Genomic DNA, 15050 nt, shown 5'->3' with positions numbered 1-15050 from the left:
AACTTCAGGAGCCGCCGCATGACCGCCTACGATCCCAACAATATCTTCGCGAAAATCCTGCGCGGCGAATTCCCTTGTTACAAGGTCTATGAGGACGAGCACGTGCTCGCTTTCCTCGACATCATGCCGCGCTCGCCCGGCCATACGCTCGTCATCCCGAAAGCTCCCGCCCGCAACATCCTCGACATCAAACCTGACGACTATGCCCATGTCGCGCGCGGCGCGCACAGGATCGCGGCAGCGGCGATGAAGGCATTCGACGCCGACGGCATCACCGTGCAGCAGTTCAACGAGCCTGCTGGTGGACAGGTCGTATTTCACCTGCACATGCATGTGATGCCACGCCAGGACGGTGTCGCGCTGCTGCCGCCCGCGAGCCGCAAGGAAGACGGAAAGGTGCTGGAAGAGCATGCGGCGAAGCTGATCGCGACGTTGAAGGTGGGTTAGGTCTTTCCCGTCATTCCGTCTCGAAATCCCCGGGCTGCGGCGCGGCAAGCGGCGTGAACTCGCAGCGATCCGGCTTGATGTCGATCAGCGGCGTGTTGTCGATGCAGTCGAGCCCGCGCACAAGGATCGTGCTGCCCTCGACGCCGACCAGCTTGACGATCGAGGTGCCGATCGGATTGGGCCTGACCGGCGAGCGCAGCGAGAAGGTGCCGCGGGTATTCTGGTTGTTCTTCGGGTTCTGCAGGATGATGTCGCGGCGCGAGCGGTCGAGCCAGTAAAGCACCTCGAGATTGCTGTAGAAGTCGACGCCCTTGATCGCCGGCACGAAGGGCTCGAAGATCTCCAGCCGGCACACCGGGCCGTCGTGACGGCCCTGCCGCGGCGTCTCCAGCCGTGAGGTCCACGGCGTCCGGATGCGGCCGATGAAGACGAGGCCTGCATCCGCAGTCGGCGGCAACTCGATGGCGACCTCGCCTTCGCGGAGCTCGTTTTCGCGAACCATTTTTCACTTCCTTGCTGTTCGCGGCGGTTTTAGCCCAACCACCACTTTCCGGCCAGCATGAAGACTTCGCCGGTGACGACGCCTGCAAAAATCGAGCGGCGGGTCAGCAGGAACGCGACGAGGCCGGCCCCCACCGCGCCGTAGCGCAAGCCGTCCGGCACGCTCGCCAGCGCGCCCGGCGGCTCGACCACGATCTGGGCGATGACGCCGGCCAGAATCGCGGTCGCGACCGCCCTGACCCAGACCAGCAGCTCGGAGCCCTCGTCGATGCCGCCGCCGAACCACAGGCCCAGCATGCGCCATATCTGGTTGGGAATAACGCCGGCGACGAACAGCACGGCGAGCGCGTGCCAGTCACCGATGAGCTGCACGATGGTCATGCGTGCACCTCGCGCCACCAATGCACGCCATAGGCAATCGTGCCGGCTGCAACGCCGCTGACGAGGATGTCGAGGCCGGAGTTCATCTTCGCCGCCAGCGGATACAGCACGATCCCGAGCACGAGCGCGACGACGTCGGCGATCTCACGGCTGTTGCGCGCGGTCGAGAACAGGAAGGATAGCGGCGTCAGCAAGAGGATCGCGCCGCCCAGCGTCTGCGTCAGATTGGCGGCGAGGAAATATCCGACCGTGTTGGCGCAGAGGCACACCGAGACCAGGCCAAAGCCGAGCCCGTGGACGAAGGCGATACGCCGCTCGCGCGGCACCTGCGGCAGGAAGCGATGGCATTCGACCCACAGCGTCACGGCGGTGAGATGCGCGGCGAAGATCAGCTCGCGCCGTTTTGTCGTTGGCGTGCGCATCAGCGGCAGCACCGAGACCACCATCGGAAACAGCCGGATCGCGCTGACGGTGACAGCGATCGCGGACTGGATGATGGTCGCGCCCGAGCCGAGCGTGGTGATCAGAATGATCTGCGCCGGCCCCGCCCAGACGAACAGCGTCGAGGCCAGCGCCCAGAGCAGGCTGAAATGGGTGTCATGGGCGAGCGCGCCGATGCCGAGATAGGTCACGAAAAGAACGATCGTGAGGATCGTCTGCGTGATCGAGCGCAGCCCCCAAGCAAAGGCGCGCCAGGGACTTTGCCATTGAGGTGAATCGAGCGGAGGAAGTGCCACGGGAGAGATTTGGCCGGGTGAGGAATCGTTCCTGCATAACGGGCAATGGCAGGCCCCGCGTCAAGAAAGCGTGCGGCGGGGCTGGCATGCGGGCGGACGATACTCACCGTCATTCCGGGGCGCGCCCCCTTAGGCGCGAGCCCGGAATCCATTGGGCCGCAGAGTTGGTTGTGAAATGGATTCCGGGCTCGCGACTTCGTCGCGCCCCGGAATGACGAGGGGAGAGAGATCCCTACCCTGTCACGCCCCGGTTCTTCAGCACGAAACAGGCGCCGCCCGCTTTGCGGATGCGGTTGCAGAGATCGTCCGCCTCGCTGCGCGTATCGGCGCCGATGCGCACCTGGTAGAAGGCGTGCGTGCCGCGGCTGCGCATCACCGAGCTCAGAAGGCTCGGATCGCGGTTGCCGATCACGGCGCTGAGGCGCGTCACGGCGCGGGAATACATCGCCAGCGCCCTGTTGCGGTCAAAGCCAGCGGCGAGCTGCACGCCCCAGACTTTTGCGGCGGCAAGCTCGACATGCTGCTCGAGCTCGGCGACGAAGGGGTTGGGTGCGCGCTTGAGCAGCGCCATCAGATCGCGACAGCTCGTCGGCGGCCCGCTCGGCGGACCCTTGCCGGTGCTGCCTGCCTTGGCCCAAGCGTCGACCGTCGCGCCGGTGATGGCGAAGACGTAGTGGCGCGTCTGCTCCGGCATGCCGCCGGTGCCGGCGAGCCACTCCTGCACCCGCCGCGGACCGGCATTGTAGGCGGCCGCGGCCAACCCAAGATTGCCGAACTGGTTGCGCAGCTCGTTGAGAAACTCCGCCGATTTGGGCAGCGCCTGCACCGGATTGAAGGGATCAAGCAGCCCGCGTTCGCTCGCCGTGCCCGGCATGAACTGCGCGATGCCCTGCGCGCGCTCGCCGCTCCGCGTCACGGGCCCCACCGCGTCGGTCTGGAAGCGGCTCTCCTGCCAGATCACGCGGGCGAAGAATTCCAGCGGCAGATTGGCATCGCGCGCCGCCGCCTCGATGATCAGGCAGATCGACTCCCGCGTGTCGCTCTCGCGTGCACTGACCGGCTTTTCCGGCGGCCATGCAAGCTCCTCGACGCTCGGGACGGCGACATCGGTCTTTGCGGGAGTTGAATCCCACGCCGCCGCCTGCGTCGCCGACAGGAGCAATGCGGCCAACATGCGCAGCGGCCTGCGCGCGGCGGAAAGACGTGGCATGCGCGCGGTCCCGAGAGCTGCCAGCCGGAGTAAGCGGCCGAGGAAGAATGCAACCCGCCTCGACGCAAGGCAAGCATATCGGTGGCATACGCCGGTCCGGCGTGCCACAAAGTGCTGTGCCAAACTGTGGCATCGCGACATGGGTTAGAGACTTCGCCGATTATGATCCCTGGTCTGCCCCTCCCAATGCTTTTCCTCGCCAAACGGATCCGCACCCTCCTCGTCCTCGCCGTCTGGGCCGTGTTCGCGCTCAGCGTCGCGCCGGCCGCAGCACAGGTCACCTGGCGGATGACCACGGAATACCCGCAGAACAACATTTCCGGGATCGGGCTGACGACCTTCGCGAGCCGCGTCGCCGAGCGCACCCACGGTTTCGTGACCGTCAGCAACGCCTTCGACAATGAGCTCAAGATCAGCTCCGGCGAGATGCCGCGCGCCGCGCAGGATGGCTGGATCGCCGGCGGCGATGCGTTTGCGGGCGCGCTCTCCGGCATCGACCCGGTGCTCGGATTGTCCACTTTGCCCTTCCTCGTGCAATCCGTTGACGTCGCCCGCGCCACCAATGTGCGGGCACGCCCGCTCTATGAGAAGGCGCTGGCGGCGCGCGGCCTCAAGCTGCTTTATCTGACGATCTGGCCGGCAACAGGGCTGTGGTCGGAGCGTTCGCTCGAAGGCGCCGGCGACCTGCCGAAGCTGAATTTGCGCGCATACGACGCCAACTCGAGCGAGGTCATGCGCGCGGCCGGGGCGAATGCGCAGTTCCTGCCGATGGACACGGCGATCGCCGGCCTGAAGGAGCATCGGCTGAACGCGTTCCTCACCTCCGGCGATGGCGGCGCGGGACGCAAGCTCTGGGACTTCCTGCCGCATTTCACGGCGATCAACTACGCGATGCCGATTTCGATTGCGTTCGTTCGCAGCGACGCATTTGCCGAGCTGTCCGAACCGATGCAGCGCGAAGTATTGGCCGCGGCTGAAGAGACCGAGCAAAGCCAGCTCGCGCTGCTCGCCAATCGCACCTCCGAAAACTATGCGCGGATGCGCGACAATGGGGTCCGCATCACTGAGCCGGCGCCACCCTCACTTGTCGCTGCGCTCCGGATGGCGGCGACGAGCGCGATCGCCGCCTGGGAGACGCAGGTCGGCACGGATGCCGCCGCGATCGTCGAATGGGCCCGGCAGCAATGACGCTTCGGCTCTTGACTTGAGAGCCGATCCAACTAGCAACGGGGCGGTATCAACGCAGGCTCGGCCCGGATGCAAACCATCTATTTCGATCTCGACGGCACGCTGACCAATCCCAAGCCGGGGATCACCCGCTCGATCCAGTACGCGCTGGAGCGGCTTGGCGCGCCTGTTCCGAGCGAGGACGAGCTGACCTGGTGCATCGGGCCGCCGCTGCACGCCAGCCTGAAGAAGCTCACGGGAACCGACGAGCTCGCCGACCGGGCGCTGCTGCTTTACCGCGAGCGCTTCAGCGAAGTCGGCCTGTTCGAGAACGAGGCTTATGACGGCATCAAGAAGACGCTGGGCGCCATTGCCGCGACCACGCCGCGCATGTTCGTCGCGACCAGCAAGCCCGCGGTTTACGCCAATCGCATCATCGATCATTTCGGCCTGCGGCCCTATTTCGAGCGCGTGTTCGGCTCCGAGCTCGACGGCACGCGGGTCGACAAGCGCGACCTGCTCCGCTACGCGCTCGACGAGGCGAAGGTCGATCCCAAGAGCGCGATCATGATCGGCGACCGGAGCCACGACGTGATCGGCGCCAGGACCAACGGCATGACCGCGATCGGCGTGCTCTATGGCTATGGCAGCGAAGCCGAGCTTAAGGAGGCCGGCGCGCATCACATCTGCGCCGCGCATCCCGAATTGCTCGGCCACTGCGTGACGTGAACCTCAGGCGCTGACGGTCGCAACCGCCGTCAGCACGCGGCGGATCAGCTCGCCGCCGCGTCGATCTCCGTGGGCTCGACGGTGTCGACCGGCAGCGAAAACTGCTCGACGCGCTTGTACGGCTTCCTGTTGAGCAGGAGCCGCGTCACATCGGGCCGCGAATAATGCCCAGCAGGATCGGCGGCGTTCTTGGCAACGCCGATGGCACCGAGATCGATCTCGGCAATCAGGAGCCCCTCCTGATCGGGCGCAAGCTTCTCCCCGATCTGGCTGCCATCGGGCCCGTAGATCGCGGCAAAGCCGCCGCCGGCATGCAGCAGCGCGTGCTTGTCGGGCCGGTCGCAGAGTTCGTCGATCATCGCCTGCGACACGGTCGCGCAAGGCGCGAGCACGAAGCAGGAGCCCTCCACCGCATAGACGCGCGAGGCGGCATTGTTCACCTCGGCGCCGAGCGCCGGCGCGAAGGGATCGTAAAGCGAGAAGCCCGGCCAGGCGGCGACATGGACCTGCTCGTTCTGGGCATACATGGCGTATTTCGACAGCGGCTGGAGATGCTCCCAGCAGCAGAGCGCGCCCAGGCGCCCGATGTCGGACCTGGCGTGGACAGCAAGGTCGCTGCCGTCACCCTCGCCATAGACCGTGCGCTCGGCATGGGTCGGGCGCAGCTTGCGGCGCTTTGCGATCGTCTCGCCGTCCGGACCGATCAGCCATTGCGCGAGATAGAGGCTGCCGCCGTCGCGCTCGGAGAGGCCAAGCACCGCCGTGAGCCCGGCCTTGCGCACCGCATCGCGCAGCTTCTCGGCCTGCGGACTGTCATAGGATAGAGAGTTGTCGAAATAGCGCTGCACGAAGCCGCGGCCGATCGCCCAGGCCGGCGAGTCCAGCCAGATGTGCCAGGGATAGCCGGGGATGAAGGCCTCCGGAAACGCGATCAGCTTCGCGCCCTTTTCGGCCGCCTCCCTGATCAGCGCAATTGACCTGTCGATGGACGCGTCGAGATCGAGCCAGGCCGGTGCCGCCTGCACCACTGCGACCTTGTATTTCGGATGTTCGATGCCCATTCCCGCCTCCTATGGTCCACTTGGACAGGGCCGCTTTCCGGTTGATCACGGCACACGCCCGATGCAGTCTATTGGGCCACGGCCGGAGGGCGCCCGCTCGACCGCCACGGCACGAAAATTCGACCGGAACGGCGGTCCGGACTTTGCAGCCGGTCGATCTCGGCGCCTGAATGCTGTTTTGGCGATGTGAAAGGGAGGCCTGCTGATGACCATCCAGTTCACGACGGACGGCAGCCCCGGCCACCGGCGCCTCGCCCTCTGGCAGGACATCGTATGCGACGTCTTCGTCGGGCTCGACTGCAAGTCCGACCTCGGCAGCGCGTTTCACGGCTCGGTCACGCGAGGCACGCTCGGCAAGGCCGTATGCTCAGAGGTCCGCTCCGACCGTCAGCACGTCTACCGCACGCCCTCCCGCATCGCGCGTTCGGATCAGGATTTCATCCTGATCGCGCTCGGCGACCGCGGCGCCGGCGGCGTCGTACAGGATGGCCGCGAGACCGTAATCCATCCCGGCGAGTTTGCGCTCTATGACACCACGCGCCCTTACGAGCTGAAATTCGACCACGCCTTCACGCAGACGATCTTCATGGTGCCGCGACAGATGCTGCAGCGGCGGCTCGGCGCGAGCGAGACGCTGACCGCGATGTCGTTCGGCGCCGACGCACCGCTGGAGCGGCTCGCCTACGACTTCATCTACAGACTGTGCCGGAGCGCCGACCGGATCGATCCCGCCAACGCCGCTATCCTCTCGGAGCAGGCCGTAGACCTGCTGGCGATGGCGCTGAGCGGGCGGCTCGGCAAGAGGTCGCTGCCCTCCTCGACCCACGGCTCGGCCCTGCTCTACCGGCTGAAGGCGCACATCCGCGCACGTCTCGCCGATCCCGAACTCTCGCCGTCGGAGACCGCGGCCGCGCTCGGCATCTCGCCGCGCTATGTCAACGATCTCCTCGCCGACGAGGACACCTCGTTCCAGCGCTACGTCCTCGCCGAACGTCTCGCCCAATGCAGGCGCGACCTTGCCTCGCCCCTACTCAGCCGTCGCCACGTCAGCGAGATCGCCTTCGCCTGGGGTTTCAACGACCTCTCGCATTTCGGCCGCGTCTTCCGCGAACATTTCGGCATGTCGCCGCGCGATTTCCGGCAGAGCCAGTTGCGGCACTGAGCCATCAGCGCCAGCCTTCGTCAGGGACGAAGGCAAGGCTTGGGAATTCCAGATTGTCTTGTCCATGCGCGTGCCTCAAGCTGGCGCGCATGAAGACCGACTCCACGATAAGCGGATCGGAGATGTTGCTGACCGTGATCGCGATCCGGCTCGCGGTGCTGGTCCTGGTCGGCTGGAGCCTGCTTCTGCTGCCGCGGCAGGCTCACGATAGTGTGCCCGCTTGCACCGCCGCCTTGGCGACGACGGCGACATCGAACGCAGCCGGCTCGCAACATGTCAGCGATGCCGCGTTCGACGACATGCTTCTGCACGACTAGCGCCAGTCTTGAGCAAGTGCGCAGCGATCGACATTCCGCTGACCATCCAGCGAAGCTGGCCCTGACCCATGCCCGCAGCGCCGGGAGGCCTGCGGTCGGAGCAGGAACTCACGGTGTCCTGCCGGGTTACGATCGAGCTGACAATTTCCTAATCCGGGGATGAATCACGGCCCACGTCAAGCACGCATCCCCCATGTCGTCCGCCTCGATCGAGCATGCCGACGGCCTGCCGCAGCCACAACGCAATCAGGCGATCCTCACCATCGCGCTTGGCATCATCATGGCGGTCGTCGACAGCGCGATCGCCAATGTGGCGCTGCCGACGATCGCGGCCGATCTCAATGCGAGCCCGGCCTTCTCGATCTGGATCGTCAACGGCTATCAGCTCGCCATCACGATCTCGCTGCTGCCGCTGGCGTCCCTTGGTGAGATCGTCGGCTATCGCCGCGTCTATCTGGCGGGGCTTGCACTGTTCACCCTCGCCTCCGCCTTCTGCGCGGCGGCGCACACGCTTCCGCTGCTGACCATCGCGCGCATCGTCCAGGGTTTTGGCGCGGCCGGCATCATGAGCGTGAATGCCGCGCTGGTGCGCTTCACCTATCCAAGCAGCCTGCTCGGCCGCGGCATCGGGCTCAACGCGCTCGTGGTCGCCTGCTCCGCCGCAGTCGGGCCGACGCTCGCCGCCGGCATCCTCGCGGTGGGAAGCTGGCCCTGGCTGTTCGCCATCAACATCCCGCTCGGCGCGCTGACACTCGCGTTGGGTTTGCGCAGCCTGCCCCATACCAGCCCCGCAAGCCATTCCTTCGACTGGCAGAGCGCCGGGCTCAGCGCGATCACGTTCGGCGTCGGCATCGCCGCGATCGACAGCGTCGGCCATGACGAGGCGCCCGTGATCTGGCTCTTCCAGTTCGCGGTCGCCCTCGTTGCGGGCGCGCTGCTGGTCTACCGCGAAACCCACATGACCTCGCCGCTGCTGCCGGTCGATCTCCTGCGCATCCCGGTCTTCGCGCTGTCGATTGCGACCTCGATCGCCTCCTTCTGCGGTCAGATGCTGGCCTTCGTCGCGCTTCCCTTCTACCTCCAGAGCCGCTTCGGCTATTCGGCCGTGCACATGGGTCTGCTCATCACGCCCTGGCCGATCGCGGTGGCCTTTGCCGCGCCGCTTGCCGGCCGTCTGGTCGAGCATTATCCGGCCGGCCTGCTCGGCGGCATCGGGCTGACGCTGTTCGCCTGCGGCCTCGGCGCGCTCGCCTTCCTGCCCGCCGCGCCCACGTCGCTCGACGTGATCTGGCGGATGGCGCTCGCAGGCCTCGGCTTCGGCCTGTTCCAGACGCCCAACAACCGCACCATGATCGCAGCCGCTCCGCGCGAGCGCTCAGGCGGTGCCAGCGGCATGCTGGGCACCGCGCGGCTGCTCGGCCAGACCACGGGCGCGGCGCTGGTGGCGCTGTTCCTCGGCCGCTATCCGCTTGAGGGAACCAGGATCGCCCTCCTCACCGGCGTCGGCTTCGCCCTGTGCGGCGCCGTCCTGAGCATGTTGAGACTATCGTCCGCCGGCGCCCGCGGCGCGGAGCATGTGCGGGTGCAGGATGCGCAGCGGATGAAGGGCGATTGATGCCGTCCAACGGGCCATGACAGCGGACAGCAAAAAGGCCGGCTTTGCAGCCGGCCTTTTCGATTTCATGGCGTTCGGGTCAGGCTTTGACCAGCGGGCCCTTGGAGGTCGGCCCCTTGGAGCCGCCGGGGCCGCCCGGCTTGTTGGACTTGCCCGGCGGGCGCTTGCGGGTGCCGGGCAGCTTCTCCTGCTTCGGCGTGACCGGACCCTCGACGAATTCGAAGCCGATCTTGTCCTTGGTCTCGTCGGCCTCCTCCTTGACCACGACGACGCGGACGTGGCCACCGCCCTTCAGCTTGCCGAACAGCACCTCGTCGGCCAGCGGCTTCTTGATGTGCTCCTGGATCACGCGGGCCATCGGCCGCGCACCCATCTGCTCGTCGTAACCATGCTGAATTAGCCAGGCCTTGGCGGGCTCGGACAGCTCGATGGTGACGTCGCGGTCGCCGAGCTGGGCCTCGAGCTGCAGCACGAACTTCTCCACCACCGTGCCGATCACCTCGACGCTGAGGTGGCCGAACGAGACGATGGCATCGAGGCGATTGCGGAATTCCGGCGCGAACTGCCGGTTGATCGCCTCGTGGTCGTCGCCTTCCCGCTTGGAGCGGGTGAAGCCGAACGCCTGCTTGGCGAGATCGGACGCGCCCGCGTTCGTGGTCATGATCAGGATCACGTTGCGGAAATTGACCTGCTTGCCGTTATGGTCGGTGAGCCGGCCGTGATCCATGATCTGGAGCAGCACGTTGTAGAGGTCGGGATGCGCCTTCTCGATCTCGTCGAGCAGCACCACGCAATGCGGATGCTGGTCAACGCCATCGGTGAGCAGGCCGCCCTGGTCGAAGCCGACATAGCCGGGAGGCGCGCCGATCAGGCGCGACACGGTGTGCCGTTCCATGTATTCGGACATGTCGAAGCGCAGGAGCTCGACGCCGAGCGTCGCTGCGAGCTGCTTTGCCACCTCGGTCTTGCCGACGCCCGTCGGACCCGAGAACAGATACGAGCCGATCGGCTTTTCCGGCTCGCGCAGGCCAGCCCGCGACAGCTTGATCGACGCAGCAAGTGCTTCGATCGCCTTGTCCTGGCCGAACACCACACGCTTCAGCGTCTGCTCGAGATGCTTCAGCACCTCGGCATCGTCCTTCGACACGCTCTTCGGCGGAATCCGGGCCATCGTGGCGATCGTGGTCTCGATCTCCTTGATGCCGATGGTCTTCTTGCGCTTGTTCTCGGCGACCAGCATCTGCGCCGCACCTGACTCGTCGATCACGTCGATCGCCTTGTCCGGCAGCTTGCGGTCATGGATGTAGCGCGAGGAGAGCTGAACCGCCGCCTCGATCGCCTCATTGGTGTATTTCAGCCGGTGGTAGTCCTCGAAGTAAGGCTTGAGGCCCTTGAGGATCGCGATCGCGTCCTCGACCGTCGGCTCGTTGATGTCGATCTTCTGGAAGCGCCGCACCAGCGCGCGGTCCTTCTCGAAGTGCTGGCGGTATTCCTTGTAGGTGGTCGAGCCCATGCAACGGATGGTGCCCGAGGCGAGCGCGGGCTTGAGCAGGTTCGACGCGTCCATCGCCCCGCCCGACGTCGCACCCGCACCAATCACGGTGTGGATCTCGTCGATGAACAGGATGGCGTTGGGATGCGCCTCGAGCTCCTTCAGCACCTGCTTCAGCCGCTCCTCGAAATCGCCGCGATAGCGCGTGCCCGCGAGCAGCGTGCCCATGTCGAGCGAGAACACGGTGGCGGCGGCCAAAACCTCCGGCACCTCGCTGTCGACGATGCGCTTGGCAAGCCCTTCCGCGATCGCGGTCTTGCCGACGCCGGCCTCGCCCACGAACAGCGGATTGTTCTTCTGCCGGCGGCACAGCACCTGGATGGCACGGTTGATCTCGGAATTGCGTCCGATCACCGGATCGATCTTGCCGTCACGCGCCTTCTTGTTGAGGTTGACGCAATAGGTTTCGAGCGCCTCGCCCTTCTTCTTGGAGTCCTCGTTGCCCTTGGTCTCGGTCTCCTCGTCGACGCCGCGAACGGGGCGCGCTTCCGAGACGCCCGGCCGCTTGGCGATGCCGTGGCTGATATAGTTGACCGCGTCGTAGCGCGTCATGTCCTGCTCCTGCAGGAAATACGCGGCATGGCTCTCGCGCTCGGCGAAGATCGCGATCAGGACGTTGGCGCCCGTCACCTCTTCGCGACCGGAGGATTGCACATGGATCACCGCGCGCTGGATCACGCGCTGGAAACCGGCGGTCGGCTTGGCGTCGTCGGCGCCATCCGTCACCAGATTTTCGAATTCGGTCTCAAGATAGTTGACGAGGCTCGTGCGCAGCTTGTCGAGATCGACGCTGCACGCGCGCATCACGGCAGCCGCATCGGAGTCATCGATCAGCGACAGCAGAAGGTGTTCGAGCGTCGCGTATTGGTGATGACGCTCGTTTGCGATCGCCAGCGCACGATGCAGGGATTGTTCAAGGCTTTGGGAAAAAGTCGGCATTCGCGTCCTCTATGGCCCCCACCATCATGATCGCCATCGCCCGGTCAGGCAACAACAACCTTTGTCACATATAGTTATACAAGATCGCGGCAAAAGACCGGTTCCGCGACTTGAGGGCGTTTGCGCACCCACGGAATTCTCGATGCAAAACCCGTTCCGATCTGGGCAAGAATCTGGACGAGAATCTGGGCAAGGATTTGGGCAGGATTGGCGCCGGCGCAACCTTCCGTAGCTTTGCCGGCCAGACGGGAGACCCGCGCGCAACGGTCACGTGGCCACCGAAGCAGAACCCGGCTTCGAACGCGCGGCTACTTCTTTTCCATTACGCATTGCAGCGGATGCTGGTGCTTGCGGGCGAAATCCATCACCTGCGTGACCTTGGTCTCGGCAATCTCGTAGGTGAACACGCCGCACTCCCCGATCCCGTGATGATGGACGTGGAGCATGATCTTGGTTGCAGCCTCGACGTCCTTGTTGAAGAACTTCTCCAGCACGTGAACGACGAACTCCATCGGCGTGTAGTCGTCGTTCAGGATCAGGACGCGGTACAGGTTCGGCCGTTTGGTCTTGGGTTTGACCTTGGTGATGACCGAGGTGTTCGGACCGGACACATTGCCGGGACGGTTCTCGTCATTGCTCATCCGCGGAGCGTACGCAGCGGCTGGCGCGGACAGGTCTGGTCTTGAAGTCAATTGCGGCATGGCACAGGCGTTCAAATTCCCCACGGAAGCGGATGACGGTCCGCCGCGACCCAGCCCTTCGGGGCCTCGCGCGGGCGCGCCGCCTCTTGGATCGCCGCTCCCCGACCGGTCCGGTCTCGGCCGGGTCGGTCACGAGGGAATATGGGCCTGCCCCCCGCCCGCCGCAAGCGCGCAAAGGTCCGGCCGCTGCGGCCGCAAAGGTCCCGATTCCCGATCGGGCGATCCTGGCTGAGGTTAATCAATCCGGACCGATTTGACAAAAATTTCCGCCCCACCCGTTTAGAACGTGTTGACCAGGAACCCGACGTTAGTGCCCGCGCGATGGCTTGGCGCGGGATAACTCCGGTTTTCTACGGTCCAGTTTACCCGACGTTCAATGGCGTGGCGCGAAATCGGGCAAAACCACAGGTGTCGGGGATCGTCATGCTTCGCCTTCCCGTTGTCAGCCGTCTTGGTCGACAGCTCGCGCATTTCGCGGCTGCCGAGCAAGGCAATATCGCCGTCGTCTTCGCCGTCACCCTGGTCCCTATCCTGACCTTCGTGGGCGCCGCGATAGACTATAGCCGCGCCACTGCCGCGCGAACGGCCATGCAGTCGGCGCTCGACTCCGCGGTGCTCATGGTTGCGCGCGACCTGAGCCAGGGCCTGATCACGACGTCTCAGGTCAACACGAAGGCGCAAAGCTATTTCAGTGGCCTCTATAACTACTCCGGTGTCCAGTCGATTTCTGTCGCTGGGACCTACACGGCCGCCAGCGGCAGCGGCAACGCCACCATCCAGGTGACGGGATCCGGGGCGATCAAGAGCGATTTCATGCAGATCGCCGGCTATCCGACCCTGGGCTTCAATGCCAGCTCGACCACCACTTGGGGAGCCAGCCTGCTCCGCGTTGCACTGGTGCTCGACAACACGGGGTCGATGAACGACTACAACAAGATCGGCGCGCTGAGGACGGCCGCGACAAATCTCGTCAACCAATTGTCGGCACTGGCGCAGAACCAGGGCGACGTCTTGATGTCCGTCGTTCCCTTCAACATCGACGTCAATGTCGGCACCTCGAATTCGGGTGCGAGCTGGCTGCGCTGGGATCAATGGGATTCCCGGACCACGAACAACTCCGGAAACACCTATTGCAGCGACAACAACTGGCACATCTACAATCCCACAATGGCCCAGTGCAAAGGCCATGGCTACAACTGGAATCATACGCCGTCGTCGAACACGTCGTCATGGAACGGGTGCGTAGGAGACCGCGACCAGAACTATGACGTCACCTCCGACGCACCGAGCTCGCAGTCGACCAATTTCCCTGCCGATCAGTATCCATACTGCCCCGTCGTCTCGATCATCCCGCTGACCTACAACTGGACGACGATCAAAAGCGCCATCACGTCGATGACGGCCCAGGGCTCCACCAACCAGACGATCGGGCTGCAATGGGGCTGGCTTTCGCTGATGCAGCAGTCGCCGATGAACGCGCCGGCGGAATCCTCGACCAGCAACACCTACCAGCACATCATCATCCTCTTCACCGACGGCCTCAACACCATGGATCGCTGGTACGGTGATGGCGGAAGCGTCAGTTCCGGTGTCGACACGCGCATGAAGCTGTTGTGCGACAACATCAAGGGCGTGAACGACCCGAAAACCGGCAAGGCGATGTACACGATCTACACCGTGCAGATCGATACGGACGGCGCGGGGCAATCGCCGGTGCTGCCCTATTGCGCGAGCTCGTCGGCCAATTTCTACATGCTGACGTCGCCGAGCCAGATCGCGGAGGCATTCGCGGAGATCGGCACGTCGATCTCGAAGCTGCGCGTCGCGCGCTGAGACGGATCTGACGCCTCAAACGAAAAAGCCCGGCTGGTTCAGCCGGGCTTTTTGATTCCAGGAGGCTAAGCGTTAGTTGGAAGCCGGGGTGAACTTCGAAACGATGGTCTCGACCGGCTTGAACGCCTGCTTGGCGAGGTCGCTATAGAGGCCGGCGATCTTCTGCGATTCAGCGACAAAGGTCTCGTAGCTGGAACGGGCGAAATCGGTCTGCGCTTCCAGCGCCTTGTCCAGCGACTTCACGCCGGAAAGCTTCTCGACGAAGGACTTGGTGTCCTCGAACGACTTCTTGGTATAGTCGCCATACGCGCTGGCGATCGCCTGGAGGCCGTGCTGCACCGAGGTCGCGGAGGCAACACACTGCTCGAACTGCTCTTTCCCGTAGTTCTGAAAATCTTCAACCTTGAACATCTCGGAATCCCTTTTTCCCTGGCATCGTCGGAAGCCCCGGCTCCCTGACATTGCCTACAATTAGTGCAATGCACAAAAAAGTCAAGAATATTGTGCGACGCACAAAGATAGATGCAAATCGCGGAGATTCCCGAGGGTTCCCGCAAGGGTTCCTTAAGCTTTTAGAAACCGCGCGCCCCTACCCTGATTCCCTGGACGTGTTCAGCTTCCGCAGACGGCCAAAAGCCGTTTGAGAACATAACCTTAGCCAGAACAGCGGCTCAGGCTCCACCTCGCGCGCAGCTCGC

General features: G+C 64.6%; 15 protein-coding genes. 7 read left to right on the top strand and 8 right to left on the bottom strand.

All coding sequences use genetic code 11. The features are described from left to right. Positions 1–18: 18 nt before the first annotated feature. Positions 19–447 carry an HIT family protein gene (locus AXW67_RS36815; RefSeq protein ID WP_063681841.1) on the top strand — a complete coding sequence of 143 codons (429 nt, stop codon included), beginning with the start codon at positions 19–21 and terminating at the stop codon, positions 445–447. A 10-nt stretch (positions 448–457) separates the two neighbouring features. On the opposite strand, the gene tsaA is transcribed toward AXW67_RS36815, so the two are convergent. From tsaA to AXW67_RS36795, 4 genes are all read right to left on the bottom strand, one after another. Continuing rightward, positions 458–949, bottom strand: coding sequence for a tRNA (N6-threonylcarbamoyladenosine(37)-N6)-methyltransferase TrmO (gene tsaA, locus AXW67_RS36810; protein WP_063681840.1), 492 nt, complete (start codon positions 947–949; stop codon positions 458–460). 29 nt (positions 950–978) lie between these two features. Continuing rightward, the gene (locus AXW67_RS36805) at positions 979–1329 is read right to left on the bottom strand and encodes an AzlD domain-containing protein (RefSeq protein ID WP_027553066.1); all 351 of its coding nucleotides are present in this window, start codon (positions 1327–1329) and stop codon (positions 979–981) included. Then, a complete protein-coding gene (locus AXW67_RS36800) occupies positions 1326–2066 on the bottom strand; it encodes an AzlC family ABC transporter permease (RefSeq protein WP_063681839.1) in 741 nt (246 codons plus the stop codon). Before AXW67_RS36800 ends, AXW67_RS36805 begins: the two co-directional genes overlap by 4 nt. 232 nt (positions 2067–2298) lie before the next feature. Continuing rightward, entirely contained in the window at positions 2299–3276 is a 978-nt protein-coding gene (locus AXW67_RS36795) for a lytic transglycosylase domain-containing protein (protein WP_063681838.1), read from the bottom strand. Positions 3277–3438: 162 nt separating this feature from the next. Here AXW67_RS36795 and AXW67_RS36790 point away from each other — a divergent pair, with 162 nt between their 5' ends. Further along, positions 3439–4464 carry a TRAP transporter substrate-binding protein gene (locus tag AXW67_RS36790; protein ID WP_063681837.1) on the top strand — a complete coding sequence of 342 codons (1026 nt, stop codon included), beginning with the start codon at positions 3439–3441 and terminating at the stop codon, positions 4462–4464. Positions 4465–4533: 69 nt separating this feature from the next. Next, positions 4534–5172, top strand: a complete 639-nt coding sequence (locus AXW67_RS36785; RefSeq protein ID WP_063681836.1) for an HAD family hydrolase — start codon at positions 4534–4536, stop codon at positions 5170–5172. Between the two features lie 44 nt (positions 5173–5216). Here the strand turns inward: AXW67_RS36785 and AXW67_RS36780 are convergent, their stop codons facing one another. Continuing rightward, a complete protein-coding gene (locus tag AXW67_RS36780) occupies positions 5217–6233 on the bottom strand; it encodes a carbon-nitrogen hydrolase family protein (RefSeq protein ID WP_063681835.1) in 1017 nt (338 codons plus the stop codon). 205 nt (positions 6234–6438) lie between these two features. Here AXW67_RS36780 and AXW67_RS36775 point away from each other — a divergent pair, with 205 nt between their 5' ends. The 3 genes from AXW67_RS36775 to AXW67_RS36765 all read left to right on the top strand — a co-directional run bounded on the left by AXW67_RS36775 (position 6439) and on the right by AXW67_RS36765 (position 9327). Next, positions 6439–7395: an AraC-like ligand-binding domain-containing protein gene (locus AXW67_RS36775; protein WP_063681834.1), complete on the top strand. Its 957-nt coding sequence runs from the start codon at positions 6439–6441 to the stop codon at positions 7393–7395. A gap of 89 nt (positions 7396–7484) precedes the next feature. Next, positions 7485–7712: a hypothetical protein gene (locus AXW67_RS36770; protein ID WP_063681833.1), complete on the top strand. Its 228-nt coding sequence runs from the start codon at positions 7485–7487 to the stop codon at positions 7710–7712. A gap of 193 nt (positions 7713–7905) precedes the next feature. Further along, positions 7906–9327, top strand: coding sequence for an MFS transporter (locus tag AXW67_RS36765; protein ID WP_063681832.1), 1422 nt, complete (start codon positions 7906–7908; stop codon positions 9325–9327). 79 nt (positions 9328–9406) lie between these two features. On the opposite strand, the gene clpA is transcribed toward AXW67_RS36765, so the two are convergent. Together clpA and clpS are read right to left on the bottom strand one after the other, a co-directional pair. Further along, positions 9407–11818, bottom strand: coding sequence for an ATP-dependent Clp protease ATP-binding subunit ClpA (gene clpA, locus AXW67_RS36760; RefSeq protein ID WP_063681831.1), 2412 nt, complete (start codon positions 11816–11818; stop codon positions 9407–9409). 308 nt (positions 11819–12126) lie between these two features. Continuing rightward, positions 12127–12459, bottom strand: coding sequence for an ATP-dependent Clp protease adapter ClpS (gene clpS / locus AXW67_RS36755; protein WP_027553057.1), 333 nt, complete (start codon positions 12457–12459; stop codon positions 12127–12129). Between the two features lie 483 nt (positions 12460–12942). Between clpS and AXW67_RS36750 the strand changes: the two genes are divergently transcribed. Next, positions 12943–14352 (top strand): TadE/TadG family type IV pilus assembly protein, encoded by a 1410-nt coding sequence (locus tag AXW67_RS36750; protein WP_063681830.1) that lies wholly within the window; start codon positions 12943–12945, stop codon positions 14350–14352. Positions 14353–14424: 72 nt separating this feature from the next. Here the strand turns inward: AXW67_RS36750 and AXW67_RS36745 are convergent, their stop codons facing one another. After that, on the bottom strand, positions 14425–14763 hold the full coding sequence (locus tag AXW67_RS36745; protein ID WP_027553055.1) for a phasin family protein: 339 nt from the start codon (positions 14761–14763) through the stop codon (positions 14425–14427). Positions 14764–15050: the final 287 nt, after the last annotated feature.

It is taken from the genome of Bradyrhizobium neotropicale (genome assembly GCF_001641695.1).
GTDB classification, from domain to species: domain Bacteria; phylum Pseudomonadota; class Alphaproteobacteria; order Rhizobiales; family Xanthobacteraceae; genus Bradyrhizobium; species Bradyrhizobium neotropicale.
The sequence above is the reverse complement of the archived record's forward strand: the minus strand, read 5'-3'. Positions and strand labels throughout refer to the sequence as shown.

Bases quoted from the DNA above. Each gene is read 5' to 3' on its own strand.
- AXW67_RS36815 (WP_063681841.1), top strand. From the start codon at position 19: ATGACCGCCTACGATCCCAACAATATCTTCGCGAAAATCCTGCGCGGC.
- tsaA (WP_063681840.1), bottom strand. From the start codon at position 949: ATGGTTCGCGAAAACGAGCTCCGCGAAGGCGAGGTCGCCATCGAGTTG.
- AXW67_RS36805 (WP_027553066.1), bottom strand. From the start codon at position 1,329: ATGACCATCGTGCAGCTCATCGGTGACTGGCACGCGCTCGCCGTGCTG.
- AXW67_RS36795 (WP_063681838.1), bottom strand. From the start codon at position 3,276: ATGCCACGTCTTTCCGCCGCGCGCAGGCCGCTGCGCATGTTGGCCGCA.
- AXW67_RS36790 (WP_063681837.1), top strand. From the start codon at position 3,439: ATGATCCCTGGTCTGCCCCTCCCAATGCTTTTCCTCGCCAAACGGATC.
- AXW67_RS36785 (WP_063681836.1), top strand. From the start codon at position 4,534: ATGCAAACCATCTATTTCGATCTCGACGGCACGCTGACCAATCCCAAG.
- AXW67_RS36780 (WP_063681835.1), bottom strand. From the start codon at position 6,233: ATGGGCATCGAACATCCGAAATACAAGGTCGCAGTGGTGCAGGCGGCA.
- AXW67_RS36775 (WP_063681834.1), top strand. From the start codon at position 6,439: ATGACCATCCAGTTCACGACGGACGGCAGCCCCGGCCACCGGCGCCTC.
- AXW67_RS36770 (WP_063681833.1), top strand. From the start codon at position 7,485: ATGAAGACCGACTCCACGATAAGCGGATCGGAGATGTTGCTGACCGTG.
- AXW67_RS36765 (WP_063681832.1), top strand. From the start codon at position 7,906: ATGTCGTCCGCCTCGATCGAGCATGCCGACGGCCTGCCGCAGCCACAA.
- clpA (WP_063681831.1), bottom strand. From the start codon at position 11,818: ATGCCGACTTTTTCCCAAAGCCTTGAACAATCCCTGCATCGTGCGCTG.
- clpS (WP_027553057.1), bottom strand. From the start codon at position 12,459: ATGAGCAATGACGAGAACCGTCCCGGCAATGTGTCCGGTCCGAACACC.
- AXW67_RS36750 (WP_063681830.1), top strand. From the start codon at position 12,943: ATGCTTCGCCTTCCCGTTGTCAGCCGTCTTGGTCGACAGCTCGCGCAT.
- AXW67_RS36745 (WP_027553055.1), bottom strand. From the start codon at position 14,763: ATGTTCAAGGTTGAAGATTTTCAGAACTACGGGAAAGAGCAGTTCGAG.